Annotated in this window: 20 protein-coding genes; 12 read left to right on the top strand and 8 right to left on the bottom strand. The window is 72.1% G+C overall.

The window, feature by feature from the left end:
• Positions 1 to 602: 602 nt before the first annotated feature.
• Positions 603 to 1,622 (bottom strand): L-threonine 3-dehydrogenase, encoded by a 1,020-nt coding sequence (gene tdh / locus H9645_RS04145; protein ID WP_191728480.1) that lies wholly within the window; start codon positions 1,620 to 1,622, stop codon positions 603 to 605.
• A 173-nt stretch (positions 1,623 to 1,795) separates the two neighbouring features.
• Between tdh and H9645_RS04140 the strand changes: the two genes are divergently transcribed.
• Genes H9645_RS04140 through H9645_RS04110 form a run of 7 tightly spaced genes read left to right on the top strand, consistent with a single transcriptional unit; the run spans position 1,796 to position 11,648 of the window.
• Complete coding sequence (locus tag H9645_RS04140; RefSeq protein ID WP_225217934.1) at positions 1,796 to 3,997, top strand: S46 family peptidase; 2,202 nt, start codon at positions 1,796 to 1,798, stop codon at positions 3,995 to 3,997.
• Positions 3,998 to 4,048: 51 nt separating this feature from the next.
• Entirely contained in the window at positions 4,049 to 6,226 is a 2,178-nt protein-coding gene (locus H9645_RS04135; protein WP_191728413.1) for a S46 family peptidase, read from the top strand.
• Positions 6,223 to 6,867, top strand: coding sequence for a histidine phosphatase family protein (locus tag H9645_RS04130; RefSeq protein WP_191728412.1), 645 nt, complete (start codon positions 6,223 to 6,225; stop codon positions 6,865 to 6,867). Before H9645_RS04135 ends, H9645_RS04130 begins: the two co-directional genes overlap by 4 nt.
• A 3-nt stretch (positions 6,868 to 6,870) precedes the next feature.
• Positions 6,871 to 8,172 (top strand): bifunctional tetrahydrofolate synthase/dihydrofolate synthase, encoded by a 1,302-nt coding sequence (gene folC / locus H9645_RS04125; RefSeq protein ID WP_191728411.1) that lies wholly within the window; start codon positions 6,871 to 6,873, stop codon positions 8,170 to 8,172.
• Between the two features lie 30 nt (positions 8,173 to 8,202).
• On the top strand, positions 8,203 to 9,330 hold the full coding sequence (locus H9645_RS04120; protein ID WP_191728410.1) for an SPOR domain-containing protein: 1,128 nt from the start codon (positions 8,203 to 8,205) through the stop codon (positions 9,328 to 9,330).
• 34 nt (positions 9,331 to 9,364) lie between these two features.
• Positions 9,365 to 10,837, top strand: coding sequence for an amidophosphoribosyltransferase (purF, locus tag H9645_RS04115; protein ID WP_191728409.1), 1,473 nt, complete (start codon positions 9,365 to 9,367; stop codon positions 10,835 to 10,837).
• A gap of 4 nt (positions 10,838 to 10,841) precedes the next feature.
• The gene (locus H9645_RS04110) at positions 10,842 to 11,648 is read left to right on the top strand and encodes a ferritin-like domain-containing protein (protein WP_191728408.1); all 807 of its coding nucleotides are present in this window, start codon (positions 10,842 to 10,844) and stop codon (positions 11,646 to 11,648) included.
• Between the two features lie 98 nt (positions 11,649 to 11,746).
• On the opposite strand, the gene lpxH is transcribed toward H9645_RS04110, so the two are convergent.
• The gene (gene lpxH, locus H9645_RS04105) at positions 11,747 to 12,499 is read right to left on the bottom strand and encodes a UDP-2,3-diacylglucosamine diphosphatase (RefSeq protein WP_191728407.1); all 753 of its coding nucleotides are present in this window, start codon (positions 12,497 to 12,499) and stop codon (positions 11,747 to 11,749) included.
• Between the two features lie 79 nt (positions 12,500 to 12,578).
• On the opposite strand from lpxH, the gene gltX reads away from it, so the two are divergent.
• Positions 12,579 to 13,982: a glutamate--tRNA ligase gene (gene gltX / locus H9645_RS04100; protein WP_191728406.1), complete on the top strand. Its 1,404-nt coding sequence runs from the start codon at positions 12,579 to 12,581 to the stop codon at positions 13,980 to 13,982.
• Between the two features lie 31 nt (positions 13,983 to 14,013).
• Entirely contained in the window at positions 14,014 to 14,514 is a 501-nt protein-coding gene (locus tag H9645_RS04095) for a Fur family transcriptional regulator (RefSeq protein WP_191728405.1), read from the top strand.
• A 50-nt stretch (positions 14,515 to 14,564) separates the two neighbouring features.
• On the opposite strand, the gene H9645_RS04090 is transcribed toward H9645_RS04095, so the two are convergent.
• The 3 genes from H9645_RS04090 to H9645_RS04080 all read right to left on the bottom strand — a co-directional run bounded on the left by H9645_RS04090 (position 14,565) and on the right by H9645_RS04080 (position 18,890).
• Positions 14,565 to 15,074 (bottom strand): methylated-DNA--[protein]-cysteine S-methyltransferase, encoded by a 510-nt coding sequence (locus H9645_RS04090; protein WP_191728404.1) that lies wholly within the window; start codon positions 15,072 to 15,074, stop codon positions 14,565 to 14,567.
• Positions 15,074 to 16,546, bottom strand: a complete 1,473-nt coding sequence (locus tag H9645_RS04085) for a DNA-3-methyladenine glycosylase 2 family protein (RefSeq protein ID WP_191728403.1) — start codon at positions 16,544 to 16,546, stop codon at positions 15,074 to 15,076. The genes H9645_RS04090 and H9645_RS04085 overlap by 1 nt, the downstream gene beginning before the upstream one ends.
• Positions 16,547 to 16,637: 91 nt before the next feature.
• Positions 16,638 to 18,890 (bottom strand): TonB-dependent receptor, encoded by a 2,253-nt coding sequence (locus H9645_RS04080; RefSeq protein WP_191728402.1) that lies wholly within the window; start codon positions 18,888 to 18,890, stop codon positions 16,638 to 16,640.
• Positions 18,891 to 18,959: 69 nt separating this feature from the next.
• Here H9645_RS04080 and H9645_RS04075 point away from each other — a divergent pair, with 69 nt between their 5' ends.
• Both H9645_RS04075 and H9645_RS04070 read left to right on the top strand, forming a co-directional pair.
• The gene (locus tag H9645_RS04075) at positions 18,960 to 19,361 is read left to right on the top strand and encodes a MerC domain-containing protein (RefSeq protein ID WP_191728401.1); all 402 of its coding nucleotides are present in this window, start codon (positions 18,960 to 18,962) and stop codon (positions 19,359 to 19,361) included.
• Positions 19,362 to 19,441: 80 nt separating this feature from the next.
• Entirely contained in the window at positions 19,442 to 19,633 is a 192-nt protein-coding gene (locus tag H9645_RS04070) for a 30S ribosomal protein THX (protein WP_191728400.1), read from the top strand.
• A gap of 243 nt (positions 19,634 to 19,876) precedes the next feature.
• On the opposite strand, the gene H9645_RS04065 is transcribed toward H9645_RS04070, so the two are convergent.
• Positions 19,877 to 21,094: a dipeptidase gene (locus H9645_RS04065; protein ID WP_191728399.1), complete on the bottom strand. Its 1,218-nt coding sequence runs from the start codon at positions 21,092 to 21,094 to the stop codon at positions 19,877 to 19,879.
• Positions 21,095 to 21,262: 168 nt separating this feature from the next.
• Complete coding sequence (hutI, locus tag H9645_RS04060; protein ID WP_191728398.1) at positions 21,263 to 22,537, bottom strand: imidazolonepropionase; 1,275 nt, start codon at positions 22,535 to 22,537, stop codon at positions 21,263 to 21,265.
• A gap of 103 nt (positions 22,538 to 22,640) precedes the next feature.
• Here hutI and H9645_RS04055 point away from each other — a divergent pair, with 103 nt between their 5' ends.
• Positions 22,641 to 23,909: a formimidoylglutamate deiminase gene (locus H9645_RS04055; RefSeq protein ID WP_225217933.1), complete on the top strand. Its 1,269-nt coding sequence runs from the start codon at positions 22,641 to 22,643 to the stop codon at positions 23,907 to 23,909.
• Positions 23,910 to 23,938: 29 nt separating this feature from the next.
• On the opposite strand, the gene H9645_RS04050 is transcribed toward H9645_RS04055, so the two are convergent.
• The gene (locus tag H9645_RS04050; RefSeq protein WP_191728397.1) at positions 23,939 to 24,859 is read right to left on the bottom strand and encodes a Tle-like phospholipase domain-containing protein; all 921 of its coding nucleotides are present in this window, start codon (positions 24,857 to 24,859) and stop codon (positions 23,939 to 23,941) included.
• Positions 24,860 to 24,955 lie beyond the last annotated feature (96 nt).

Here is a 24,955-nt window from a genome sequence, read left to right as displayed (position 1 = left end):
GTCTGAAGCCGGGGCGTGGGCCATCCATGGCCCACTCTCCGCACTCCCCCCGCCAACCACCTCCCGCACCACCGTCGTCGGCTTCGGCTGGTTTGGAAAAGCGTTTGCGCTGGACCATTACTGCGTGCTGCGTGCTGCGTGCTGCGTGCTGCGTGGTGGTGCGGGTGCGCGGGTGTGTGCGCGTCGCTGTGTCGTGCAGCTCGAGATGCCCGCCGCGCCGTGCACGGAAGTGCGGCCGTGCGCTGGGGCGAGGTGTCCGTGGGTGTGTCGACGGCAGGGCGGGGGCCGGCCTTCCGCAGGGCACCGTACGGGCAGGAGTGCATGGGAGCGGCCAGGCCTGCGCCGATGCGTCCTGCAGCACGGACCGCATGGGTCCCCGACAACGAAGCCGCGCGCCCCACGTACGCGGCGCGGGTTGCTGCGGGGTGGGTGTGGACAGCGCACATGGATGTGCGCGGTAGCCGCTTCAGCCATGGATGGCTGATGCGGCGGTCCACACCCACCCCGCAGCGACACGCTCACACCCGCAGCCGACAGCCCGCGCGGCTCGCCCGCACAGAGCCCGAAAGAAAACGCCCCGGATCAACCGGGGCGCGTGATGCTTACCAGCTCAGGACGACCTTCCCTGATTTGCCGGACTCCATCAGGTCGAACCCCTTCTGGAACTCGTCCGCCGGCAGCTGGTGGCTCAGCACCTTGTGCAGCGGGAAGCCCGACAGCACCAGCTGCGTCATCTTGTACCAGGTCTCGTACATGCGCCGGCCGTAGATGCCGTGCAGCGTCAGGCCCTTGAAGATCACCCGGTCCCAGTCGATGCCCGCACCCTTGGGCAGCAGGCCGAGCAGGGCGACCTTGCCGCCGTGGTACATGCAGTCGAGCATGTCGTTGAAGGCGGCCGGGTTGCCGCTCATTTCCAGGCCGACGTCGAAGCCGTCCATGTGCAGCTCGGACATCACGTCCTTGACCGAGGTCTTGCTGACGTTGACCACGCGCGTGGCGCCCATGTCGGCGGCCAGCTTCAGGCGGAAGTCGTTGACGTCGGTCACCACCACGTTGCGCGCGCCGATGTGCTTGCAGATGCCCGCGGCCATCACGCCGATCGGGCCGGCGCCGGTGATCAGCACGTCCTCGCCGACCACGTCGAACTCCAGCGCGCAGTGCGCGGCGTTGCCGTAGGGGTCGAAGAACGCGGCCAGTTCGCTCGGGATCTGGTCGGGGATCGGCCACAGGTTGCTGGCCGGCATCACGATGTACTCGGCAAACGCCCCGTTGCGGTTGACGCCGATGCCGACCGTGTTCGGGCACAGGTGCTGTTTGCCGGCACGGCAGTTGCGGCACTGGCCGCAGACGATGTGGCCTTCGGCCGAAACGCGCTGGCCGATCTCGTAGCCGGTCGCGCCCGGGCCCAGCTTCACCACCCGGCCCACGAACTCGTGGCCGATGGTCAGGCCCTGCGGGATGGTGCGCTGCGCCCACTCGTCCCAGAGGTAGATGTGCAGGTCGGTGCCGCAGATGGCGGTCTTCTCGAGGCGGATCAGGACCTCGTTCGCGCCGGGCTCGGGGACGGGGACCTCTTCCATCCAGATGCCCTTGGCGAGCTCGCGCTTGACCAGCGCCTTCATGGTGGTCGGGAGGGGGGGCTGCTGGAGCTGCGACATGGGCGGGCCGGTCAGGTGGGTCGAAACCGTGATTGTACCGCCGGCCGGGGCCGTGCCCGTGGCCGTGACCCCCGGCATTTGCGCCCGCCTAGCGCGCCGGCCTATGGTCGCGGGCTGTCCAGCCCAACCGGAACGCCATGCGCCCGAGTCCCGTCGCCGCCGCCCTTGCCGCCCTTCTGCTGTCCGCTCCCGCCGTTGCCGACGAAGGCATGTGGCTGCCGTCCCAGCTGCCCGAGGTCGAATCGGCGATGCGCGACTCGGGCTTCCAGGGCGATCCCGGGAGCCTGTCCGACCTGTCGAAGCCGCCGATGAGCGCCGTGGTCTCGCTGGGCGGCTGCACCGCGAGCTTCGTGTCGCCGAAGGGGCTGGTCGTGACCAACCACCACTGCGCGCACGGCGCGATCCAGCTGAACTCGACGCCGGAGAACAACCTCATCGTCGACGGCTTCAACGCCGCGACCATGGCCGACGAGCTCTCCGCCGGCCCGGGCGCCCGGGTGCTGGTGACCGATCGCTTCGAGCGCATCACCGACCGCATCCTGGCCGATGCCCGTGGCGCGACCGGCCGCGCCTACCACGACGCCGTCGAGGCCGCCTCCAAGGCCGCCGTCGCAGAGTGCGAGGCCGAAGCGCCCGGCTACCGCTGCAGCGTGGTCGACATGTACTACGGCACCGACTTCCACCTGGTGCGCCAGCTCGAGATCCGCGACGTGCGCCTGGTCTACGCGCCGCCGGACGCCATCGGCAGCTACGGCGACGAGATCGACAATTTCATGTGGCCGCGGCACAGCGGCGACTTCACGTTCTACCGTGCCTACGTCGGCCCCGACGGGAAGCCGGCGGCGTATTCGCCGGACAACGTGCCGTTCAAGCCGGCCGCGTGGCTGACGGTGTCGACCGATCCGCTGGCCGAGGGCGATTTCGCCATGCTCGCCGGCTATCCCGGCCGCACCTTCCGCCACCGCACCGCGGCCGAGTTCGCCGACCAGGTGGAGTGGCAGCTGCCCTCGCGCGTGGAACTGATGTCCGCGCTGCTGGCGGCGATCGAGCGCGGCTCGGCCGGCAGCGCCGACGCCGGGGTGCGCTACGCCGCCCAGGTGGCCAGCCTCAAGAACACGCTCAAGCGCGCCCAGGGCGAACTCGACGGCCTGCGCCGCAGCGATGCGGTGGCCGAGCGCCGCCGGCAGGAAGCCGCGATGTCGGCCTGGCTCGCGAGCCAGCCGGACGCGGCCGCGACGCGCGCCGACATCGACGCCGCGTCGCGGGTGATCGCGTCCGCGCGCGCCACCCGCGAGCGCGACCAGCTCTTCGGCCTGATGCAGGCGCAGACCCAGCTGCTGGGCGGCGCGATGCGGCTGCAGCGCCTGGCGCTGGAGCGCGGCAAGCCCGACGCCGAGCGCGAGGGCGGCTACCAGCTGCGCGACGAGGCCCGCATCGAGGCGGCGCTGCGCCAGGCCCAGCGGCGCTACGCGCCGGAGGTGGAGCGCGCGATCCTGTCCGAACTGCTGGCGCGCCACCGCGCGCTGCCGGCCGACCAGCGGGTGCCGGAGATCGAGCAGGTGTTCGGCGCCGACGCCGCGGCCGCCGACGCGGCGCTTGACACGCTGTACGCGGACACCGTGCTGGCCTCGGAGGACGAGCGCCTGCGCCTGCTGGCGGCCGCGCCGGCCGAGGTGCAGGCCTCCACCGATCCGCTGATGCGCGCCGCCGCCACCCTGCTGCAGGCAGTGCTGCGCTTCGAAGACGGCGACAAGGCCCGCGCCGGCGAACTGCTGCGCCTGCGCCCCGCCTACATGCGCGGGATGATCGGCCACGCACGCAGCGAGGGCAGGGCGGTCTACCCCGACGCCAACTCGACGCTGCGGGTGAGCTACGGCCGCATCGAAAGCCTGCAGCCGCGCGATGCGGTCAGCTGGGCGCCGCTGACCACGGTCGAAGGCATCGTGGAAAAGCACACCGGCGTGGCGCCGTTCGATGCGCCCGGCCCGCTGCGCGACGCGATCGCGCGGCGCGACTTCGGCGCCACCGCCGATCCCGGCCTGGGCACCCAGACCGTCAACTTCCTCACCAACCTCGACACCACCGGCGGCAACTCCGGTTCGCCGGTGATGGACGCGCGCGGCCGCCTCATCGGGCTGAACTTCGACAGCAACTGGGAGGCGGTCAGCGCCAGCTGGAAGTTCGACCCGCGCTACAAGCGCGCGATCCACGTCGATGCCCGCTACATGCGCTGGATCATGGCCCGCGTCTATCCCGCGCCGCAGCTGCTGGCCGAGATGGGCCTCCCGCTCGACGGCGCCGACCGTGGCCCGGCGCCGGCCGCCGCCGCGGGCCGCTAGACTCGGCCCATCCGTTCGACCCCCTTTCCACACCGCACCAGGAAACCAGACATGGGCAAGACCGTCCTCGCCACCGCAGCGGCCGCCTTCGTGGCCGCCATCGCCAGCCCCGTCCCCGCGCACGCGGGCGAGGGCATGTGGGTGCCGCAGCAGCTTCCGGAGATCTCCCGGCCGCTCAAGCGCGCCGGCCTGAAGCTGAAGCCCGAGCAGCTGGCCGACCTCACCGGCGACCCGCTGGGCGCGGTGGTCTCGCTCGGCGGCTGCACCGCGAGCTTCGTTTCGCCGCAGGGGCTGGTCGCCACGAACCACCACTGCGCGTACGGCGCCATCCAGCTGAACTCGACGCCCGAGAACAACCTGATGCGCGACGGCTTCTACGCCGGCGCCATCGGCGACGAGATCAGCGCCGGCCCGACCTCGCGCATCTACGCGCTGGAGTCGATCGAGGACGTGACCGACCGCGTGCAGCAGGCGGTGGCCGCGGCGCCGGACGCGCTGGGCCGCACCAGGGCGCTGGACGCGATCGAGAAGTCGCTGGTGGCCGCGTGCGAGGCCGAGGACGGCTACCGCTGCCGCCTGTACAGCTTCGCCGGCGGCAACACCTATCGGCTGTTCAGGAACCTCGAAATCCAGGACGTGCGCCTGGTCTACGCCCCGCAGGGCAGCGTCGGCGCCTACGGCGGCGAGGTCGACAACTGGATGTGGCCGCGCCACACCGGCGACTTCGCGTTCTATCGCGCCTATGTCGGCAAGGACGGCAAGCCGGCGCCGTTCGCGGAAGACAACGTGCCCTACCAGCCGAAGCAGTGGCTGCGCTTCGCCGACGAGCCGCTGCGCGAGGGTGACTTCGTGATGGTGGCCGGCTACCCGGGCCGCACCGCGCGCTACGCGCTGGCCAGCGAGTTCCGCGACACCCAGGACTGGCAGTACCCGACCATCGTCCGCCACTACAAGGCGATGCAGAAGATGGTGGCCGAGGCCGGCAAGGCCAATCCGGACATCGAGGTGAAGTACGCCAGCACCATGCGCGGCTGGGAGAACGTCTACAAGAACTACGACAGCCAGCTCGCGGGCTTCCAGCGCACCAACGCCATGGCCACCAAGGAACAGCAGGAAGCCGCGGTCCTGGCCTGGGCGCGCGAACAGGGCGAGGCCGGCCAGCCGGTGCTCGATGCGCACGCGAAGCTGCTCGAGCTCAACGAAGCCAGCCGCGCCACCCGCGACCGCGACCTGGTGTTCAGCCAGTTCAACGGCACGGGCATCCTCGCCACCGCCATCCGCGGCTACCGCCTGGCGATCGAGCGCGAGAAGCCCGACGCCGAGCGCGAGCAGGGCTACCAGGAGCGCGACCTGCCGACCCTGGAGGGCTCGGTGCGGCAGATGGAGCGTCGTTACGTCAAGGAGATGGACCGCGGCCTGCAGCGCTATTGGCTGGACGAATACGCGAAGCTGCCCGAGGGCCAGCGCATCGAGGCCCTGGACGAATGGCTCGGCGGCCCCGGCGACAAGGCCATCGACGGCGCGCTCGACCGCCTTGGCCGCAGCGAGCTGGCCGACGGCACCGACGCGCGCCTGAAGTGGCTGCAGGCCGACCGCAGCGCCTACGAGGCCAGCAAGGACCCGGCGATCCGCTACGCGGTGGCGGTGATGCCGACCCTGCTGGCGCAGGAGGCCGAGCGCAAGGCCCGCGCCGGCGACGCGCTGCTGGCGCGCCCGGTCTACCTGCAGGCGGTGGCCGACTACAAGGCCAGCAAGGGCGAGTTCGTCTATCCCGACGCCAACTCCTCGCTGCGCATCACCTTCGGCAACGTCAAGCCCTACACCAAGCTCGACGGCACGCCGCAGAAGGCGTTCACCGTGCTCGAGGAGATTCCCGCCAAGGACACCGGCGAGGATCCGTTCGACGCGCCGAAGGCGCTGCTGGACGCCGTGGCTGCCAAGGAGTACGGCGGCCTGGCCGATCGTCGCCTGAAGTCGGTGCCGGTCAACTTCCTCGCCGACCTCGACATCACCGGCGGCAACTCCGGTTCGCCGGTGCTCGACGCGCACGGCAAGCTGGTCGGCCTGGCCTTCGACGGCAACTGGGAATCGGTGGCCTCGAACTGGGTGTTCGATCCGGTGATGACGCGCATGATCTCGGTCGACCAGCGCTACATGCGCTGGATCATGCAGGAGGTCTATCCGGCGCCGCGCGTACTGGCCGAACTGGGGCTGGAGCCGAAGCGGTGAGGATCCTGCTCGCCCGCCACGGCGAGACCGAGTGGAACCGCGCCGGCCGCTACCAGGGGCAGGAGGACATCCCGCTGTCGGACACCGGCGCCAAGCAGGCGCTGCGCCTGGGCGAGCGCCTGCACGACGTGCGCATCGACCGCGCCGTGGCCTCGCCACTGGCGCGCGCCTACGACACGGCGCGCCTGGCGCTGGGCGAGGCGCGCGCGGACATGCTCGAGGTCGACCAGGGGCTGATGGAAATCGCCCACGGCAGCTGGGAAGGCAAGCTCGCCAGCGAGATCCGTGAAGCCGACCCGGAACGCCTGGCCGCCTGGCGCGATACCCCGGACAAGGTGCAGATGCCCGGCGGCGAATCGCTGAAGCAGGTGCTCGAGCGCGCCTGGCCGGCGTTCGCCGCCGCCTGCGAGGGTCTCGGCCCCGAGGACACGCTGCTGGTGGTCTCGCACGACGCGGTCAACCGCGTGCTGCTGTGCCGCGTGCTGGGGTTGCCGCTGTTCCGCCTGTGGACCTTCCGGCAGGCGCCGGCGACGCTCAACCTGCTGGAAGGTCCGGATCCGCAGCATCTGGACGTGGTGCGCCTGAACGACTGCGCGCACCACACCCTGCTGTTCGGCGAAGCGGTGCACCGGGCGCTCTGAACCATGGCGACATCGCGAACCCTGCAGGACTGGCTCGTCGACATCGAGGGCCGGCATCCGCGCGAGGTCGAGCTTGGGCTGGGGCGCGTGGGCGAAGTGGCTACGCGGCTCGGGCTCGGCCGGCCGGCACGCTTCGTCGCGACGGTGGCCGGCAGCAACGGCAAGGGCTCGACGGTGGCCTTCATCGAGGCCATCGCCGCCGCCTCGGGACTGCGCGTGGGCGCCTACACCTCGCCGCACCTGCTGGCCTACAACGAACGCGTGCGCATCGACGGCCGTGACGCCGGCGATGCCGCCCTGGTGGAGGCCTTCGAGGCGGTCGAGGCCGCGCGCGGCGACACCTCGCTGACCTACTTCGAGTACGGCACCCTGGCCGCACTGTGGCTGTTCGCGCGCGCGGACCTGGACCTGGCGGTGCTCGAGGTCGGGCTCGGCGGGCGCCTGGACGCGGTCAACCTGGTCGACCCCGACGTCGCGGTGATCACCACCGTCGACCTCGACCACCAGGACTGGCTGGGCCACGACCGCGAGGCGATCGGCGCGGAGAAGGCCGGCATCGCCCGCGCCTGGACGCCGCTGGTGCTGGGCGAGGACGACCCGCCGTCGAGCGTGCTCGGCCACGCCTACGCCATCGGCGCCTCGGCGATCCGCGCCGGCAGCGACTACCGCTTCGGCCGCGACAAGGATGGCGACGGCTGGTGGTGGCGCGAGCCCGGATTCGAGCTGGCCCTGCCGCTGCCCGGCCTGGCGGCGCCCGCGCAGCTGCGCAACGCCGCCGCGGCGATCGCGGCGCTGCGCGCGCTGGACCTGGAGATCGATGATGGCGCCTGGGCGCGCGGCGTGGCCGCGGCGCGGGTGCCGGGGCGACTGCAGCGCTTCGAGCACGCGGGCGTGGAGGTGCTGGTCGACGTCGGGCACAACCCCCAGGCGGCGCGCGCGCTGGCCGACTGGCTGCGCGCGGCGGCGCCCGCGCGCACGGTGGCCGTGTACGGCGCGCTCGCGGACAAGGACGCGGCCGGCGTGGTGGCGGCGCTCGCGGACGGGGTCGACGCCTGGCATCTGGCGGGAACCACCGCCGCCGGCAGCCGTGGCCGCGATGCCGATGCGTTGGCAGCCGCGCTTGCCGGCAGCACGGCCGCCGGCGCGTCGCGCCATCCCGGCGTGGAGCAGGCGCTGTCCGCGGCGCTGGCCGATGCCGGCGCCGGCGGGCGCGTGCTCGCCTTCGGCTCGTTCCACGTCGCCGGTGCGGCGCTGGCGTGGCTGGCTGCCGCAGGTTCAGAAGCGGCGACCGACGCGGCCGTATAATTCCCCGGCCTTCCCGCTGCCCGAGCGCCCATGGATTCCGGACTGAAACAGCGCCTCATCGGCGCCGCGGTATTGATCGCCCTGGCCGTGATCTTCCTGCCGATGCTGGTGCAGGGCCCGGCGCCCGACAGCGGCGTGTCGGACCTGTCGATGCAGGTGCCCGACGCGCCCTCCGGCGACTACGTCACCCGTGACCTGCCGCTGGTCGCGCCGGCGGCGACCGGCAGCTCCGGCCTGCTGGCCGACGATGGCAGCCTGGCGACCGTGGACACGGCGACCGCCCAGCCCGCGGGCGACGTCGTCTCCGAGGACGCCGCCGACCTCGCGTCCGGCGTCGAGACCGCACCGCTGCAGGACACCGCTGCGGTGGCGCAGCCGCTACCGGCACCGATGCCCGGGGACACCCGTACGACGGACACCGCCGCTGCAGCGCGCGAAGCGGCCGCCGAGCGGGCCAGGCTGGCCGCGGCCGAGGCGGCGAAGCCGGAGCCCCCCAAGCCTGAACCTGCCAAGCCGGAACCCGCGCCGCAGCCCGCACCCCGCCTTCCGCCCGCGACCGCCGGCGGCGACTACGCGGTGAACTTCGGTGCCTACGGCAGCCGCGGCGACGCCGGCACCGTGGTCACCCGCCTGCGCCAGGAGAACCTGCCCGCGTACGTCGAAGAAACCCGCGTCGGCGGACGCGACGCCTGGCGCGTGCGCATCGGCCCGTATGCCACCCGCGCCCATGCCGAAGCGGCGCGGGTGCGCGCCGGCAGCATCGGTTCGCGCGCGCAAGCCACCGTGGTCGCGCTCGATGCCGCGGCGCCCGCGTCCGGCGGCACGACGTCCGCGGCGGCCGCGCCGCCCACCCGTGCGCCTGCCGCCGCGACGCCCGCAGCCGCTGCGCCGGCGCCGGCCGAGGCGCCTTCCGGTGCCTCGTCGACCGGCTTCGCGGTGCAGCTGGGCGCGTTCGGCAGCGCCGCCGATGCCACCGCGCTGCGTGACCGCCTGCGCGCGGCCGGCATCACCGCCTTCACCGAGACCGTGCAGACCGACAAGGGCGCGCTCACCCGCGTCAAGGCCGGCCCGGTGGTGACGCGTGCCGAAGCCGACCAGCTCAAGGCGCGGGTGAAGTCCAGCGTCGGCATCGACGGCCTCGTGCGCTCGCATCCCTGATTCCTCCGCTCCACCCTGACCTGGAAAGACCCCCATGTGCGGCATCGTCGGCATCGTCGGAACCACTGAAGTCGCAGCCGCGCTGTACGACGGCCTGACGGTGCTGCAGCACCGGGGGCAGGACGCCGCCGGCATCGCCACCGGCAAGGGCACCCGCCTGCGCGTGCACAAGGGCAACGGCCTGGTGCGCGACGTGTTCGACGCCGAGGCCATGGCCCTGCTCGACGGCCGCGTCGGCATCGGCCACTGCCGCTATCCCACCGCCGGCAGCGAGGGCCACGACGAGGCCCAGCCCTTCTACGTCAACTCGCCCTACGGCATCGCGCTGGCGCACAACGGCAACCTCATCAACACCGACGCGCTGCGCCAGGAAATCTTCGAGACCGACCGCCGCAACATCAACACCGAGTCCGACTCGGAGGTGCTGCTCAACGTCTTCGCGCACGAGCTCGACGGCCAGCGCGGGCTGACGCCCGATGCCGCGCTCAACGCGGTCGAAGGCGTGCACCGGCGCGCGCGCGGCGGCTATGCCGCGGTCGCGCTGGTGCTGGGCCTGGGCCTGGTCGCGTTCCGCGATCCCAACGGCATCCGACCGCTGGTGCTGGGACGGCGCGAGACCGACGCCGGCACCGAGTACGCGGTGGCCTCGGAATCGGTGGCGCTGGACATCCTCGGCTTCGAGCGCATGCGCGACGTCGCACCGGGCGAAGGCATCGTCATCACCGCGCGCGGCGAGCTGCATGCGCGCCAGTGCGCGGAGCCTTCGGACAGCGCGCCCTGCATCTTCGAGTACGTCTATTTCGCGCGCCCGGACTCGATGATCGAGAACATCTCGGTGCACAAGGCGCGCATGCGCATGGGCGTGACCCTGGGCGAGAAGATCCTGCGCGAGCGCCCGGACCACGACATCGACGTGGTGATCCCGATCCCCGACACCTCGCGCGACTCGGCGATGGAGCTGGCCAACGTGCTGGGCGTGAAGTACCGCGAGGGCTTCGTCAAGAACCGCTACGTCGGCCGCACCTTCATCATGCCGGGGCAGGGCGAGCGCGCGAAGTCGGTCAAGCGCAAGCTCAACCCGATCCCGCTGGAGTTCCGCAACCGCGTGGTGCTGCTGGTGGACGACTCGATCGTGCGCGGCACCACCTCGAAGCAGATCGTGCAGATGGCCCGCGACGCCGGCGCGCGCAAGGTCTACCTGGCCTCGGCTGCGCCGCCGGTGCGGCATCCCAACATCTACGGCATCGACATGCCGTCGGTCGAGGAGCTGGTCGCGAACGGCCGCAGCGAGCAGGAGATCGAGGCCCTGCTGGGCTGCGACTGGCTGGTCTACCAGGACCTGGCCGACCTCGAGGCGGCCGTGGCCGGGCACAAGTTCCCCGGCAAGACCTTCGACAGCTCCTGCTTCAGCGGCGAGTACGTGACCGGGATCGATCCCGGCTACTTCGAGCGCCTGCGCCAGCTGCGCTCAGACGAGGCGAAGAAGAAGCGCCGCGCGGGCGCCTGAGCGCGTGGCCGGCTCGCTGTTCGACGCCGCGCGCGACTGCCTTGCCGCGGCGTCCCCGGACGACAAGGTCGCGGCCACGCACGCCGCCGCGCTCGCGTTTGACCAGGGCCTGCTGGTGACCGATGCCGGCGCGCCGCCGCCGGAGCCGATCCGCATGCCGGGCCGCCCGGAGCGCCCGCGTCTGGTGCATCCGCGCGAGCTGCCGCGCCGCGGCTTCGGCAGCACCGAGGGCCGCGCGGCCTTCATCCACGCCATCGTCCACATCGAGCTCAACGCCATCGATCTGGCCTGGGATGCGGTCTATCGCTTCCGCGACATGCCGGCGGAGTACTACGCCGACTGGGTGCGGATCGCGAACGACGAGGCGCGCCACTTCGGGATGCTGCGCGCGCGGCTGGCGGAGCTGGGCCATGCCTACGGCGACTTCGACGCCCACAACGGCCTCTGGGAGATGTGCGAGAAGACCGCGCACGACGGCCTGGCGCGCATGGCGCTGGTGCCACGGGTGCTGGAGGCGCGCGGCCTGGACGTGACCCCCGGGATGATCGTGAAGCTGCGCGCGCTGGGCGACGACGCCACTGCGGACATCCTGGAGGTGATCCTGTGCGAGGAGGTCCCGCACGTCGCCGCCGGCAGCCGCTGGTTCCGCTGGCACTGCGAGCGCCGCGGCATCGACCCCGAGCCGAAGTTCCGGGAACTGCTGGCCGAGTACGCGCGCGCGGTGCTGCACGGGCCGTTCAACGTCGATGCGCGGAGTGCGGCGGGCTTCAGCGAGGACGAGCTGGCGGCGCTGCAGCAGCTGTCTGCCTGAGCCCAGGCCTGCATCCGCAGCCCAGCCCCTCCCCGTAGGAGCAGCTACAGCTGCGACCACGCCGCCGCCGGGTCCCGTGGTCGCAGCTGTAGCTGCTCCTACAGCTGCTCCTGCAGGGGGGCGAGGCCTTCCAGCCGCATTCCCGCTGCATCCACCCGCAGCACCGACCCCTGCTCGTACCAGTCGCCCAGCACCACCCGCTTGCGGGCGCGACCATCGACGTCGAGCGTGTGCACGGCCGGCCGGTGGGTGTGGCCGTGGATCAGCAGGTCCACGTCGTGCTCCCGGAACACCGCCTGCACCGCCGCCGGTGCCGCGTCGGTGATCGTCTCCATCGTCCCCGCATCGCGCAGCTCGCCCTGCCGCGCCTGGCTGGCCGCGCGGGCCTGCTGTGCGAAGGCCAGCCGCGCGGCCAGCGGCTGGGCGAGGAACTGTGCCTGCCAGCGCGGATCGCGCGTCTGCGTGCGGAACTGCTGGTAGGCGACGTCATCGGTGCACAGGGTGTCGCCGTGCATCAGCAGCGCCGGCCGCCCATGCAGGTCGATCCGCGCCGGATCGGCCAGCAGCCTCATCCCGGCGCGCTGCGCGAAAGCTTTGCCGACCAGGAAGTCGCGGTTGCCGTGCATGAACAACACCGGCACGCCGCTATCGGCCAGCGCCTTCAGCTTCGTTGCGACGAACGCTCCGGTTTCCGACGGATCGTCATCGCCCACCCAGGCCTCGAACAGATCGCCAAGGATGTAGAGCGCCTCCGCGCCGCGCGCCTCGCGGTCGATGAATTCGCCGAACAGGCGGGTGATGTTTGGTCGTTCAGGATCGAGGTGCAGGTCGGATATGAAAAGCGTGGTCATTCCCGGATTGTAAGCAGCGGGCGGCCGGTGGCGCCGAAACGCTAGAATCGCCGGTCACCTGGCCAGCACCGAACACCCCATGACCGTCCGCACCCGCTTCGCCCCCAGCCCCACCGGCTACCTGCACATCGGCGGCGCCCGTACCGCGCTGTACTGCTGGCTCGAGGCGCGCCGCCGCGGCGGCCAGTTCATCCTGCGCATCGAGGACACCGACCGCGAGCGCAGCACCCAAGCCGCGATCGACGCCATCCTCGAGGCCATGGACTGGCTGGGCCTCGACTACGACGAGGGCCCGATCTACCAGACCGCGCGCGTCGAGCGTTATCGCGAGGTCGCCGAGCAGCTGGTCGCGTCCGGCCAGGCCTACTACGCCTACGAGTCGAAGGACGAGCTCGACGCCATGCGCGAAGCCGCCATGGCCAAGGGCGAGAAGCCGCGCTACAACGGCGCCTACCGCGACCAGGGCGCGCCGTACCGCGACGACCCCAACCGCGTGATCCGCCTGAAGAACCCGCTCGACGGCGTCGTCGCCTGGGACGACAAGGTCAAGGGCCGCATCGAGATCAGCAACACCGAGCTCGACGACCTCGTCATCTTCCGCCCCGACGGCTACCCGACCTACAACTTCGCCGTGGTCGTCGACGACCTCGACATGGGCATCACCGACGTCGTCCGCGGCGACGACCACGTCAACAACACCCCGCGCCAGATCAACATCTACCGCGCGCTGGGCGCCGAGGTGCCGGCGTTCTCGCACCTGCCGATGATCCTGGACGAGCAGGGCGCCAAGCTCAGCAAGCGCACCGGCGCGGCCGACGTCATGCAGTACCGCGACGCCGGCTACCTGCCGCACGCGCTGCTGAACTATCTGGTGCGCCTGGGCTGGTCGCACGGCGACCAGGAGATCTTCTCGATCGAGGAGATGAAGTCGCTGTTCGACCTCAAGGACGTCAATGCCAAGGCCTCGCGCCTGGACATGGCCAAGCTGGGCTGGCTCAACCAGCAGTACCTCAAGGAGGACGCGCCTGGCGACGTGGCGAAGCATTTCGAATGGCACCTGCGCGAAGCCGGCTACGACCTCGCCGCCGGCCCGGCGCCGGCCGACGTGGTGCTCGCCCTGCGCGATCGCGTGCAGACGCTGAAGGACATGGCCGAGCGCGCGGCGGTGTGGTTCCAGCCGCTGACGGAGTACGACGACAAGGCCGTCGCCAAGCATCTCAAGCCCGAGGCGAAGGCACCGCTGGCCGAGGCGCGCCATCGCCTGGATGCGCTGCCGGAGTGGACCGTCGACGCGATCGCGGCCGCCCTGCAGGCCACCGCCGAAACGCTCGGCCTGGGCATGGGCAAGGTCGCGCAGCCGCTGCGCGTGGCGATCACCGGCACCCAGGTGAGCCCCGACATCGCGCACACGGTGTACCTGGCCGGACGCGATGAAGCGCTCGGCCGCATCGACGCCGCCATCGCGCTCATCCCCGCGGCTTGAGTCGCCGGTCGATCGCCACCATCATCGGGGCATGGCCGCGCATGCCTGCACCGATCCCAAGCACCACGTCCACGACGGTCCCGCCTTCGTGGCCGCGGTGGAGCGTGCCTGCCGGGACCGCGGGCTGCGCCTGACCCCCATCCGCGCGCACGTGCTGGGCCTGATCGCGGACGCCGGGCAGCCGCTCAAGGCCTACGACCTGCTCGACCGCGTCCGCGGCGGCGACGGCCCGGGCGCGGCGGGGCCGCCGACGGTGTACCGCGCGCTCGACTTCCTGCTCGCCAACGGCTTCATCCACAAGCTGCAGTCGGTCAACGCCTTCGTCGCCTGCCACCATCCGAGCACTGCGCAGCACTCGGTGCCGTTCCTGATCTGCGATGCCTGCCACGCGGCGGTGGAGCTGGAGGACAGCAAGATCGTGGCCGCGCTGGACGAACGCGCGCGCGCGCTGGGGTTCCGGCCGCGGGCGCAGACGCTGGAAGTGCACGGCACCTGCGCGGACTGCGCGGCCGGGACGTCCGCCAGCGGCTGAATCCCGCCGCGCGGCGGGATGCAGCGGCCGGTGCCGCGCCGGGAAACGACTCAGGCCTGGAACAGGGGCCCGGTGCCGCCGGGAAGCGCGCCCTCCAGCCGCAGCAGGAAGGCCTTCGTCGGCAGCCCGCCGCCGAAACCCGTCAGCGAACCGTCGGCGCCGATCACCCGGTGGCAGGGCAGCACGATCGGCAGCGGATTGCGGCCGTTCGCGGCGCCCACGGCGCGCGTGGCCGAGGGCCGGCCGATGCGCTGCGCGAGGTCGCGATAGCTCCAGGTCTCGCCGTAGGGAATGTGCGCCAGCGTCAGCCAGACCTCGCGCTGGAACTCCGTGCCGTCAGGCGACAGCGGCAGGTCGAAGTCGCGGCGTTCGCCGGCGAAGTAGTCCTCGAGCTGGCAGCGGGTCTCGCGCAGCACCTCGCTGTCGCCTTCGGTCCAGTCCTCGCCGGCTGGTGGCGTTCGCGGCGGCGGGAAGTCGATGCGGCGCAGGCCGTCGTCGTCGGCAGCCAGGGTCAGGACGCCGATCGGCGTCGGCATGTGCATGAAGCGGATGCTGCCCATCAGGTTGTTCCTCGCATGAAGTCTTTCCAGAGGTGGATCACCGCGTAGGCGCGCCACGGGCGCCAGCGCTCGGCGCGTGCTGCGGTGGCCTTCTCCGTCGGCGCGGCGCCGCCGTCCGCGAGTGCCTTGCGCAGCACGAGGTCGCCGAACGGGAACGCGTCCGGATGCCCGAGCGCGCGCATGGCGATGTACTGCGCCGTCCACGGGCCGATGCCGGGCAGCGCCACCCAGCGCGCCGCGAATTCATCGAGCCCATGCTCCGGCCTGAAATCGACGCGCCCGTCCAGCAGCGCGGCCGCGACGCCGCGGACGGTCGCGGCGCGCGCGCGGGTGAGGCCGATCGGCTCGAGGTCGGCCCCGGCCAGCGACTCCGGCGTCGGGAACAGGTGCTCGAGTCCGTCGCCGAAGGGTTCCGGCAGCCGCTCGCCGAAGCGCTGCGACAGCCGCGTGGCCAGGGTGCGCGCGGCCGCGACGCTGACCTGCTGGCCCAGCACCGCGCGCACCGCGATCTCGAAGCCGTCCCAGCCGCTCGGCAGGCGCAGGCCGGGGCGCAGCGCGAGCAGCGGCCGCAGGCGCGGATCGGCGGACAGCGCGTCGGCGATCACCTGCGGGTCGGCGTCGAGGTCGAACATCCGCCGCAGCCGCTGCACCACGTCCAGCAGGCGCGCGGCCGGCACGGCGTGCAGCTCCAGCCTCAGCGCGTGCTCGCCCGGCCAGGGCGAGACGCGCAGCCAGCCGTGGGCGCCGTCGGGGCCGGCGATGACGCGAGCGTAGGCCGCATCGTCCACGCGTTCGACGCCGGGCAGGGCGCGGCCGCGCAGGAAGTCGAGCATCGCGGCGAAATCGTAGGGCGGGCGATAGCCCAGCCGCAGCGTGAGCGTGTCGCCGTCGGCGCGCGCGGCCACGCCCGGCTGCCGGCGCAGGTCGCGCGGCGGCATGCGGTAGGCGTCCTGGAACGCGGCGTTGAAGCGACGCAGGCTGCCGAAGCCCGCGGCCATCGCGACCTCGGTGACCGGCAGCGCGGTTTCGGTGAGCAGCTGCTTCGCGAACAGCAGGCGACGCGTGCCGTGTACGCCGACCGGCGGCGCGCCCAGGCGCTCCACGAACAGCCGGCGCAGCTGGCGTTCGCCGAGGCCGACGCGCGCGGCCAGCCGTGACAGCGGTGCATCGGCCAGCGCGCCCTGGTCGATCAGGGTCAGCGCACGCGCGATCGCGGCGTCGCCGCGGCGCCAGGTACCGTCGGACGGCGACAGCTCGGGCCGGCAGCGCAGGCAGGGCCGGTAGCCGGCGGCCTCCGCGGCGGCGGCGTTGGCGTAGTAGCTCACGCGCTTCGCGTACGGCGCCGGGCACACCGGGCGGCAGTAGATGCGGGTGCTGTGCACCGCGGTGAAGAACAGCCCGTCGAAGCGCGGATCGCGGCTCCGGCGCGCCTGGTCGCAGGTGTCGGGCGGTGGCAGGGCGGGCCGGGACATGCAGCGAGGCTAGCACCGGTCCGGGGCCATTGACTGGCCGTTTTCGGACATCAGCGCCGGGAGGGCCACGGTGGGCCCGCCCGGACGCGGGCTAGAACAGGATCCGCACGCCGGCGCTCACGCCTCGGCCCGCCTGCGGCGCCAGGTCCTTCAGGAACGAGGTGTGCACGCGCGCCTCCTCGTCGAGCAGGTTGCTGCCGTTGAGGAACAGCTCGACCGCGTTGCCCTTGGCGGTATCCATGTGCCAGGCGACGTTCGCGTGCACCAGGGTGTAGCCGGGGGTGGCCGTCTCATGCGCCGCCACGTCGTCCTGGCGGGCATGGCGCACCGCGCCGAGCCCGGCACGCCAGTGGTCCCCGGCCCAGCGCAGCTCCGCGCCCAGGCGTGCGGGTGCGATGCGCGGCAGGTGGCCATCCAGCGCCAGCTCCGCTACGTAGTCATGGCCGTGGTCGCCATGCGGCACCGACACGTCCACCGTGCGCGTGCCGTCGCCATCCAGCCGGCCGCGGACGACGTCGCCGAACACACGCGCGGTCCAGGCGCCGCTGTCGTTGTCGATGAAGGTCCATTCCGCCTCGACCTCGCCGCCGGTGAAGCGCGCATCGGCCTGGTTCCAGGCCCGCACGTCGAACCCGCCGTCGACGATCCCGGTGTCGGCCAGGTAGATGAAGTCGCGGTAGCGCACGTGGTACAGCGAGGCGCCCACGCGCAGCGGCCCCTGGTGCCAGTGCAGGCCGATCTCGGCGCGGTTCGCGGTTTCGACGTCGAGCGTGGGGTCGCCGAGCTCGTGGCTCTGCGTCGCCACGTGCAGGCCGCTGGAATACAGCTCCTCCGCCGTGGGCGAGCGCTGCGCGCGGTCGAGCCCGAACGAGAGGTGGACGTCAGGCGAGAGGTCCCAGCGCGAGGCCAGCGACAGGCTGGTGGTGCTGAAGTCGCGCGATGGGCCGGCGTCGGCCGCGATGTCGATGGCGTTGCGGTCGTGGCGCAGGCCGAGCTCGAGGCTGGCCGCCCCGAAGTCGCGCTCGCCGATCCAGAACAGGCCGGCATCGCGCGACTCCGAATCCGGCACGAAAGCCTCCGCGCCCACGGCGGCGAAATCGCGCTGCGACCACTGCAGGCCCAACGCGCCCTCCCAGCCGCCGAGCGGCCGGTGCGCCAGCTCCAGCCGGCCTTCCACCGTTTCGTTGTCGAACACGGTGCCGACGGCGGCGCCTTCGTATTCGGTGTGGGTGTAGTCGGTATGCGCGACGCGGGCGCGCAGGCTCTGGAACGGACCGAGGTCGTCGAGGCCGCCGCGCAGCTCCGTGCGACGCTGGTCCATCACGATGTGGACGCCGCCGTGGTCGTCGCCCTCGTGCTCGCCATGGTCATGGCCATGGTCGTGACCGTGCCCGTGCCCGTGGTCGTCTTCGGCATGCACGTGGCCGGGCACGCCGTAGCGCGTGTTGAACAGGCTCTGGCCGATGCCGATGAAGCCCCTGTCGCCCACCCAGGACAGGCCCAGGGCGCCGCTGTCGGTGCGCACGAAGCTGTTGGGCAGGGTGCCGCGCGCGTCCTCGTGGTCGCCTTCGTCGTGGTCATGGTCATGGTCATGATCGTGGTCGTCATGGCCGTGGGCATCGCGCAGCACCGCGCTTTCGGCGTAGCCGGGGATGTCGATGTCGCCGGTTTCGCGGTGCAGGGCGTCGATGTGGAACACGAGCCGTCCGGACGCCGAAGTGCCGTCCAGCCGCACCATGCCGGTGCGCTCGTCGTTGACGCTGCCGGCGCGCAGCTCGGCGCGGCCTTCCAGCGGGCGCGACGTGGCGGCCTCGGGAATGCGCCCGTCGACCACGTTGACCGCACCGCCGATGGCGCCATTGCCGTACAGCAGGCTGGCCGGTCCCTTCAGCACTTCGATCTGGGTGGCGAGGAAGGGCTCGATGCTGACCGCGTGGTCGACGCTGACCGTCGACACGTCGCCGGCGGCCAGTCCGTCGCTCAGTACCTGCACGCGTGCGCCCTCGAGGCCGCGGATGATCGGCCGGCCGACGCCGGCGCCGAAGAACGAGGACTGCACCCCGGGCAGGCGCGAGACGGTTTCGCCGATCGACCCGGCCTTGGCTTCGTCCAGGCGTTCGCCGGCCAGCACGGCCACCGGGCGGGCCAGGTCTTCGGCGGTGCGGGCGAGGGGATTGGCGCGGACGGTGAGGGCATCCAGGTCGGTGACGCCGTGTTCGTAGTCATGGTCATGGGCGTGCCCGGCCGCGTCCCCGGCGTCCTGCGCGATCGCGGGCGGGGTGGACAGGGCGAGCAGCAGGGCGGTGGCGAGCAGGGCGGGGCGGGGCGGGAATGAAGAAGGCATCGGAATCACGTGCATGGGTTCGGATGGAATGTTATATTGTTTCAACTTCGACGCCACCCAACCAATTACATGGCTACAGACTGCAAGCTCGACAGGGCCGACCGGATCGGTTTCGCGGCGTCCTTCCTGTGCGCGCTGCACTGCGCGCTGCTGCCGCTGGCGCTGGCGCTGATGCCGACGCTGGGGCTGTCCGTCGGCGGCTGGGTCGACATCGACCAGGCGGTCACCGTGTTCGCGACCCTGCTCGGCTGCACCACGCTGGCCATCGGCTGGCGCCGCCATCGCGCCTTCCGCGCCTGGATGCTGCTGCTTCCGGGTCTGGTACTGGTCTGGGTGGGTGCCTTCAGCCCGCTGCACGACCATGGGCCGCTGCACGCCGGGCTGATGACCGTGGGCGGGCTGATGATCGCCGGCGCGCACCTGCTGAACCTGCGCCTGACCCACGCCGCGGCGGCGTGCCCGCCGGCGTGAAACCCGCGCCCGTGCTAGGATGCGCGCCCTGTGGCGTGCAAGGGCGCGCCCACCGAACGATACGAATCCAGGAGCATCAGATGGGCAAGGGCGACCGCAAGACGGCCAAGGGCAAGCGCTACAACTCCAGCTACGGCAACGCCCGCAGCAAGGCCACCGACAAGGCGACCGGCTCGGCCGCTTCGCCGGTCGCGAAGAAGGCCGCCGCGAAGACCGTGGCCAAGGCGCCGGCCAAGAAGGTCGTGGCCAAGAAGACCGTCGCCAAGGACTGAGTCCCGGCTGCCAGCGTCACCTGCGAAGCCCCGCGACCAGCGGGGCTTCGTCGTTTCCGGGGCCGGAATCCATCCGGGCCTCGAACCCTCCAATGCCCGGATCTCCCTCGCCCCTGGATCCCCCTCGCCTCTGTAGGAGCAGCTACAGCTGCGACCGGCATTCTCCGCGGCCCCGGTCGCTGTAGCTGCTCCTACAGGAATCAGGGAATCAGGGAATCAGGGAATCAGGGGCGGTGGTCGCGGTCAGCGCTTCGCGCCGGCCTCGATCTCGGCCCAGACCCGCATCAGGTTGCCGCCGAGGATCTTGCGGATGTCTTCGTCGGAATGCCCGCGTGCCTGCAGGCCGGCGATGAAGTTGGGGAAGTCGGCCACCGTGCGCAGGCCCTCGGGCAGCTCGCCGTCGACGCCGTCGAAATCCGAGCCGATGCCGACGTGGTCGACGCCGATGAGCTTCACCGCGTAGTCGATCTGGTCGAGCACGTCGCTGATCGGCGCTTCCACCTTCGGGTGGTCCTTCTCCCACTGCGCCTCGAAGGCCTTGCGGTCCAGCGGCGGCTCGCCGGCGGCGACGCGTTCCGCGCTGCGGCGGTCGAAGGCCAGCGATTCGCGGAACCAGTCGCGGGTGTTGGCCGCGGCCTGCGGGTTGACGAACGCGGTGCCGAACGGGATCTGCACCACGCCGCCCTTGGCCGCGATCAGCTTCGCGAGTTCGTCGCTCAGGTTGCGCTCGAAGTCCGGCGTGAAGTGGCGCAGCGCCGAGTGGCTGGCGATCACCGGCACGGTACTCAGTTCGATCGCCTGGCGCGTGGCCTCGTCGGAGATGTGCGAGACGTCGACCATGATGCCGAGCCGGTTCATTTCGGCGATCACCTCGCGGCCGAAGGGGCTCAGGCCGTTCCAGCGCTTCTCCACCGTGTACGAGGAGTCGGCGATGCGGTTGTTGCCGCTGTGCGCGAGGGTGATGTAGCGGACGCCACGCTGGTGGAAGAACGCCAGCTGCGCGAGGTCGTCGCCGATCGGGCCGCCGTTCTCCATGCCCAGCGGCAGCAGCACGCGGCCGCCTTCGAGCAGGCGCTGCGCGTCGGTGGGCGAGGTCAGGATGGCGAAGCGGTCGGGATGGCGCGCGACCAGCGCCTCGATCGCGTCGATCTGCGCGTTGGCGGCCTGCCAGGCGCTGCCGGCCTCGTCCTGGCGCGCGGAGGTGTAGATCGACATGAAGGCGATGTCCAGGCCGCCTTCGCGCGCGCGCGGATAGTCGAATTCGCGGTCGGGCGCCGGCCCGCCGAGGTCGGCCCAGCTCGAGACCAGCACGCCCGGCGCGTCGATGTGGGTGTCGACGATCAGCGCGTCGGCGGCCAGCGCACGGGCCGCGTCGGTGGCCTGGGCCAGCGCGGCGGCGGGGGCGGCGAGTGCGAGCGCGAAGGCGCAGGCGAGGGCGTGGCGGTGCTGGGGGCTTGGCATCGGGCGGTCCTGTGGGGTTGATGGTTGACTGTGGCGGATGGCGGATGGCGGGAATTGGGGGCGGGTCGCAGCTGTAGCTGCTCCTACAGGAAACACCTCGACACTCCACTGTAGGAGCAGCTACAGCTGCGACCGCCCCTCACCGGATGAAGGCCATGGCCCGCGCCATCAAACCACCCTGCGCCCGCCGCAATGGACGGAGGCGACCAGGTCGCCACCCAGCCAGTAGCACAGCGCCGCCGGCTCGCGCACGCGCCAGCGCACGAAGTCGGCGCGCAATCCGGTGCGCAGCACGCCGCGATCGCCCAGCCCCAGCGCGCGCGCGCCGTGCACGGTGGCGCCGCGCAGCGCTTCGGCAGGCGTCAGGCGGAAGTGCGTGCAGGCCAGCTGCATGCCCTGGCGCAGCGACATCAGCGGCGAGGTGCCGGGGTTGCAGTCGGTGGCCACGGCCATGGCCACGCCGGCCTCGCGGAAGGCGTCGATCGGCGGCAGCGTCGTCTCGCGCAGCACGTGGAAGGCGCCCGGCAGCAGCACCGCGACGGTGCCGGCCGCGGCCATCGCGCGCACGCCGGCGGCCGACGTGTGTTCGACGTGGTCGGCCGAAAGTCCGCCGAACTCCGCCACCAGCGCCGCGCCGTCGCCGTCGCTGAGCTGGTCGGCATGCAGCTTCACCGGCAGGCCGAGTGCGCGTGCGGCTTCGAACACGCGGCGGGTCTGCGTGCCGGTGAAGCCGATGCGCTCGCAGAACGCGTCGACCGCGTCGACCAGGCCTTCGGCGTGCAGGCGCGGCAGCCAGTCGCAGACCGCATCGATATAGCCGTCGGCATCGCCCGCGAACTCCGGCGGCAGCGCATGCGCGCCGAGGAAGGTGGTGCGCACCGGGACGCCGAGCGCGTCACCGAGCGCGCGCGCCACGCGCAGCATCTTGCGCTCGTTGGCGAAGTCCAGGCCGTAGCCCGACTTCACCTCGAGCGTGGTCACGCCGTCGGCGACGAGCGCGCGTGCGCGCGGCAGCGACTGCGCCAGCAGCTCGTCTTCCGACGCGGCGCGGGTGGCGCGCACCGTGGACACGATGCCGCCGCCGGCGCGCGCGATGTCCTCGTAGCTGGCGCCGGTCAGGCGCTGCTCGAATTCGGATGCGCGGTCGCCGGCGAACACGAGGTGGGTGTGGCAGTCGACCAGGCCCGGCGTGACCAGGTCGCCGCCGGCATCGATCACGGCGGCCGCCAGGTCGGCGGGCGCGGCGGGCAGGGCGTCCATGCGGCCGGCGAAGACGATGCGGCCGTCGCGCCAGCCCAGCGCGCCGGCTTCGATCAGCCCGTATCGTGACGCGCCATCCCTGTCGTCCGACGGAGCCGCAGCGGAGCCGCCATCGTCGGTCGCCGCGTCCAGCGTGGCCAGGCGCGCCCCAGTGAGCAGTCCGTCCCAGCGCTCAGCGGCCATCGCGGGCTCCGGCGTTGTCGTCGTCGTGCGGATGCGGCATGGAGCGGACCTCGTCTGGCGTCGACGCGGTAGCCTATCGCACCCCGCCGCCGGATCGCCCGCCATGACCGCCACTTCCACCCGCGACGCTGCCGCCATCGTCGAGCCGGTCGACGGCGGCTGGCGGCTGCCCGGCATCGCCAACCTGCATTCGCACGCCTTCCAGCGCGCGATGGCCGGGCTGGCCGAGCGCCAGACGCACCCCGAGGATTCGTTCTGGACCTGGCGCGAGACGATGTACCGCATGGCCGGCCGCTTCGATCCCGACACGCTGCATGCGGTGGCGAGCCAGCTCTATGTCGAGATGCTTGAGGCCGGCTACACCACGGTCTGCGAGTTCCATTACCTGCACCACGCGCCGGACGGCCGGCCCTACGACGACCCGGCGGCGATGTCGCGCGCGCTCGTCCAGGCCGCGCGCGACACCGGCATCCGCCTGCTCCTGCTGCCGGTGCTGTACATGACCGGCGGCTTCGACGGCCGCCCGCTGGGCGAGCGCCAGCGGCGCTTCGGCCACGACGTCGACGGCTACCTGCGCCTGTTCGAGGCGCTGCGCGCGGAGCAGGGCGACATGCTCCACGTCGGCTGCGCCCTGCACAGCCTGCGCGCGGTGCCGCCCGACGCCATGCGTGCGGTGCTGGCCGCGCTGCCGGCCGATGCACGCATCCACATCCACATCTCCGAACAGGTGGGCGAGGTGCAGGACTGCCTCGCCATCCGCGACCGGCGTCCGGTGGAATGGCTGCTGCAGAACGCCGGCGTCGACGCGCGCTGGACCCTGGTGCACGCGACGCATCTCAACGACTGGGAAGTGGCCGGCATCGCGAAGAGCGGGGCCACCGTGGCCATCTGCCCGACCACCGAGGCCAACCTCGGCGACGGCCTGTTCCGCCTGCGCGACTTCCTCGATGCCGGCGGCGCCTGGGGCATCGGCTCGGACTCGCACATCTCGGTGTCGCCGGTGGAGGAGCTGCGCTGGCTGGAGTACGGACAGCGGCTGGCGACGCACCGGCGCAACATCGCGGTGTCGCCGGCCTCGTCGAGCGTGGGCGGCACGCTGCTCGCCGGCGTGGCGGCGAGCGCCGCCGATGCCACCGGCTTCGCCAGGGTCGCGGACGCGGATGCCGTGGTGCTCGACGGCGCTTCGCCGCTGCTGGCCGGCGCCACCGCCGCGGACGTCGCCGACCGCTGGATCTTCAGCGGAAACCGCAGCATGGTGCGCGACGTGCACGTGGGAGGGCGGCGGGTGGTGGCCGGCGGCGTGCACCGCGATCGCGATGCCGCAGCGGCGGGCTGCGCGCGCGCCATGGCCACGCTGCTGCGCGATTTCTGACCCGAAGCGCGCGCCGTGAGGCGCTCCGGTCAGACGATCGGCGGCGCCACCGCGCGCCAGGCGTTGGCGATCACCGAGGTCACCGCCGAATAGACCTCCTGCAGCACGCGCTCGACCGGGTCGACGAACTCGTGCCGGTAGTCCGCGCGTGCGTCGATCTGCGCCTTCAGCGGCCCGATGTTGTGCGCGTCGCCGATGTTGGACAGGCCCGCGGGATTGTTGAACTGGATGTGGGTGCCGAGCGTGTCGGGCAGCATGTCGATGATGGGCATCTGCCGCTGGGCGAAGGTCGCGAAGTCGCCGTCGATGCTGTAGTGGCGCATCTGGCCCTGGTCGGCGCGGTGCCGGACCACCACCGGATCCAGCCCGTGCTGGCGCAGCACGTTGTCGTGCACGCCCTGGGCGCTGAAGGTCACCGCGGTGCTGCCGGTGGCGGCCGCCGCGATCGAGGCCAGGCCGCCGCCCAGCGAGTGCCCGGTGTAGACCACGTTGTCGCCACCGAAGGCGTGCTCCACCTGGTGCGCGAGCGTGACCGCGTTGTCGTACTGCCGCGTCTGGAAGCCGGCCGACTGCGCGATCACCGTGCCCACGTCCTGCACGCCGCCGGTGTCGTTGCCGGCATAGGCCACGACGTAGCGGCCATCGCCGTCGGTGTAGATGCCAGCCTCCATGCCATCGGCGTACAGCAGCCCGGCGTCGATTCCCGCGGCCTGCAGCTCGCCGTCGCCCATGCGCGTCCAGCCCGGCGCGTCGCTGCGCGAGTACACGGCGCCGGCGACGTCGGCCATGGCGCCGTCGAAACCCCACTTCGGCTCCGCCCCGCTCACCGACTGGTCGAAGCCGCCGTCGCGCCCGGGCACCTGGCCGCGCGAGGGATTGAACTCCGCCTGCACCTGGCGCAGGAACTGGTCGGCAGCGCGGATCGCGTCCTGGATGAGGGGCTGGAGCATGCGGCGGGTCCCGTTGCGGTGGCGTGCGCCGAGTCTCCGGAGGCCGCCAGGCCCGGACAAGCTGGGGCGGGACCCAGCCTGGATGGGGGTCACGCT

The sequence above is a fragment of the Luteimonas colneyensis genome (assembly GCF_014836665.1).
In the GTDB taxonomy this organism is placed as follows: domain Bacteria; phylum Pseudomonadota; class Gammaproteobacteria; order Xanthomonadales; family Xanthomonadaceae; genus Luteimonas; species Luteimonas colneyensis.
This window is presented reverse-complemented; position numbering and strand designations above follow the sequence as displayed.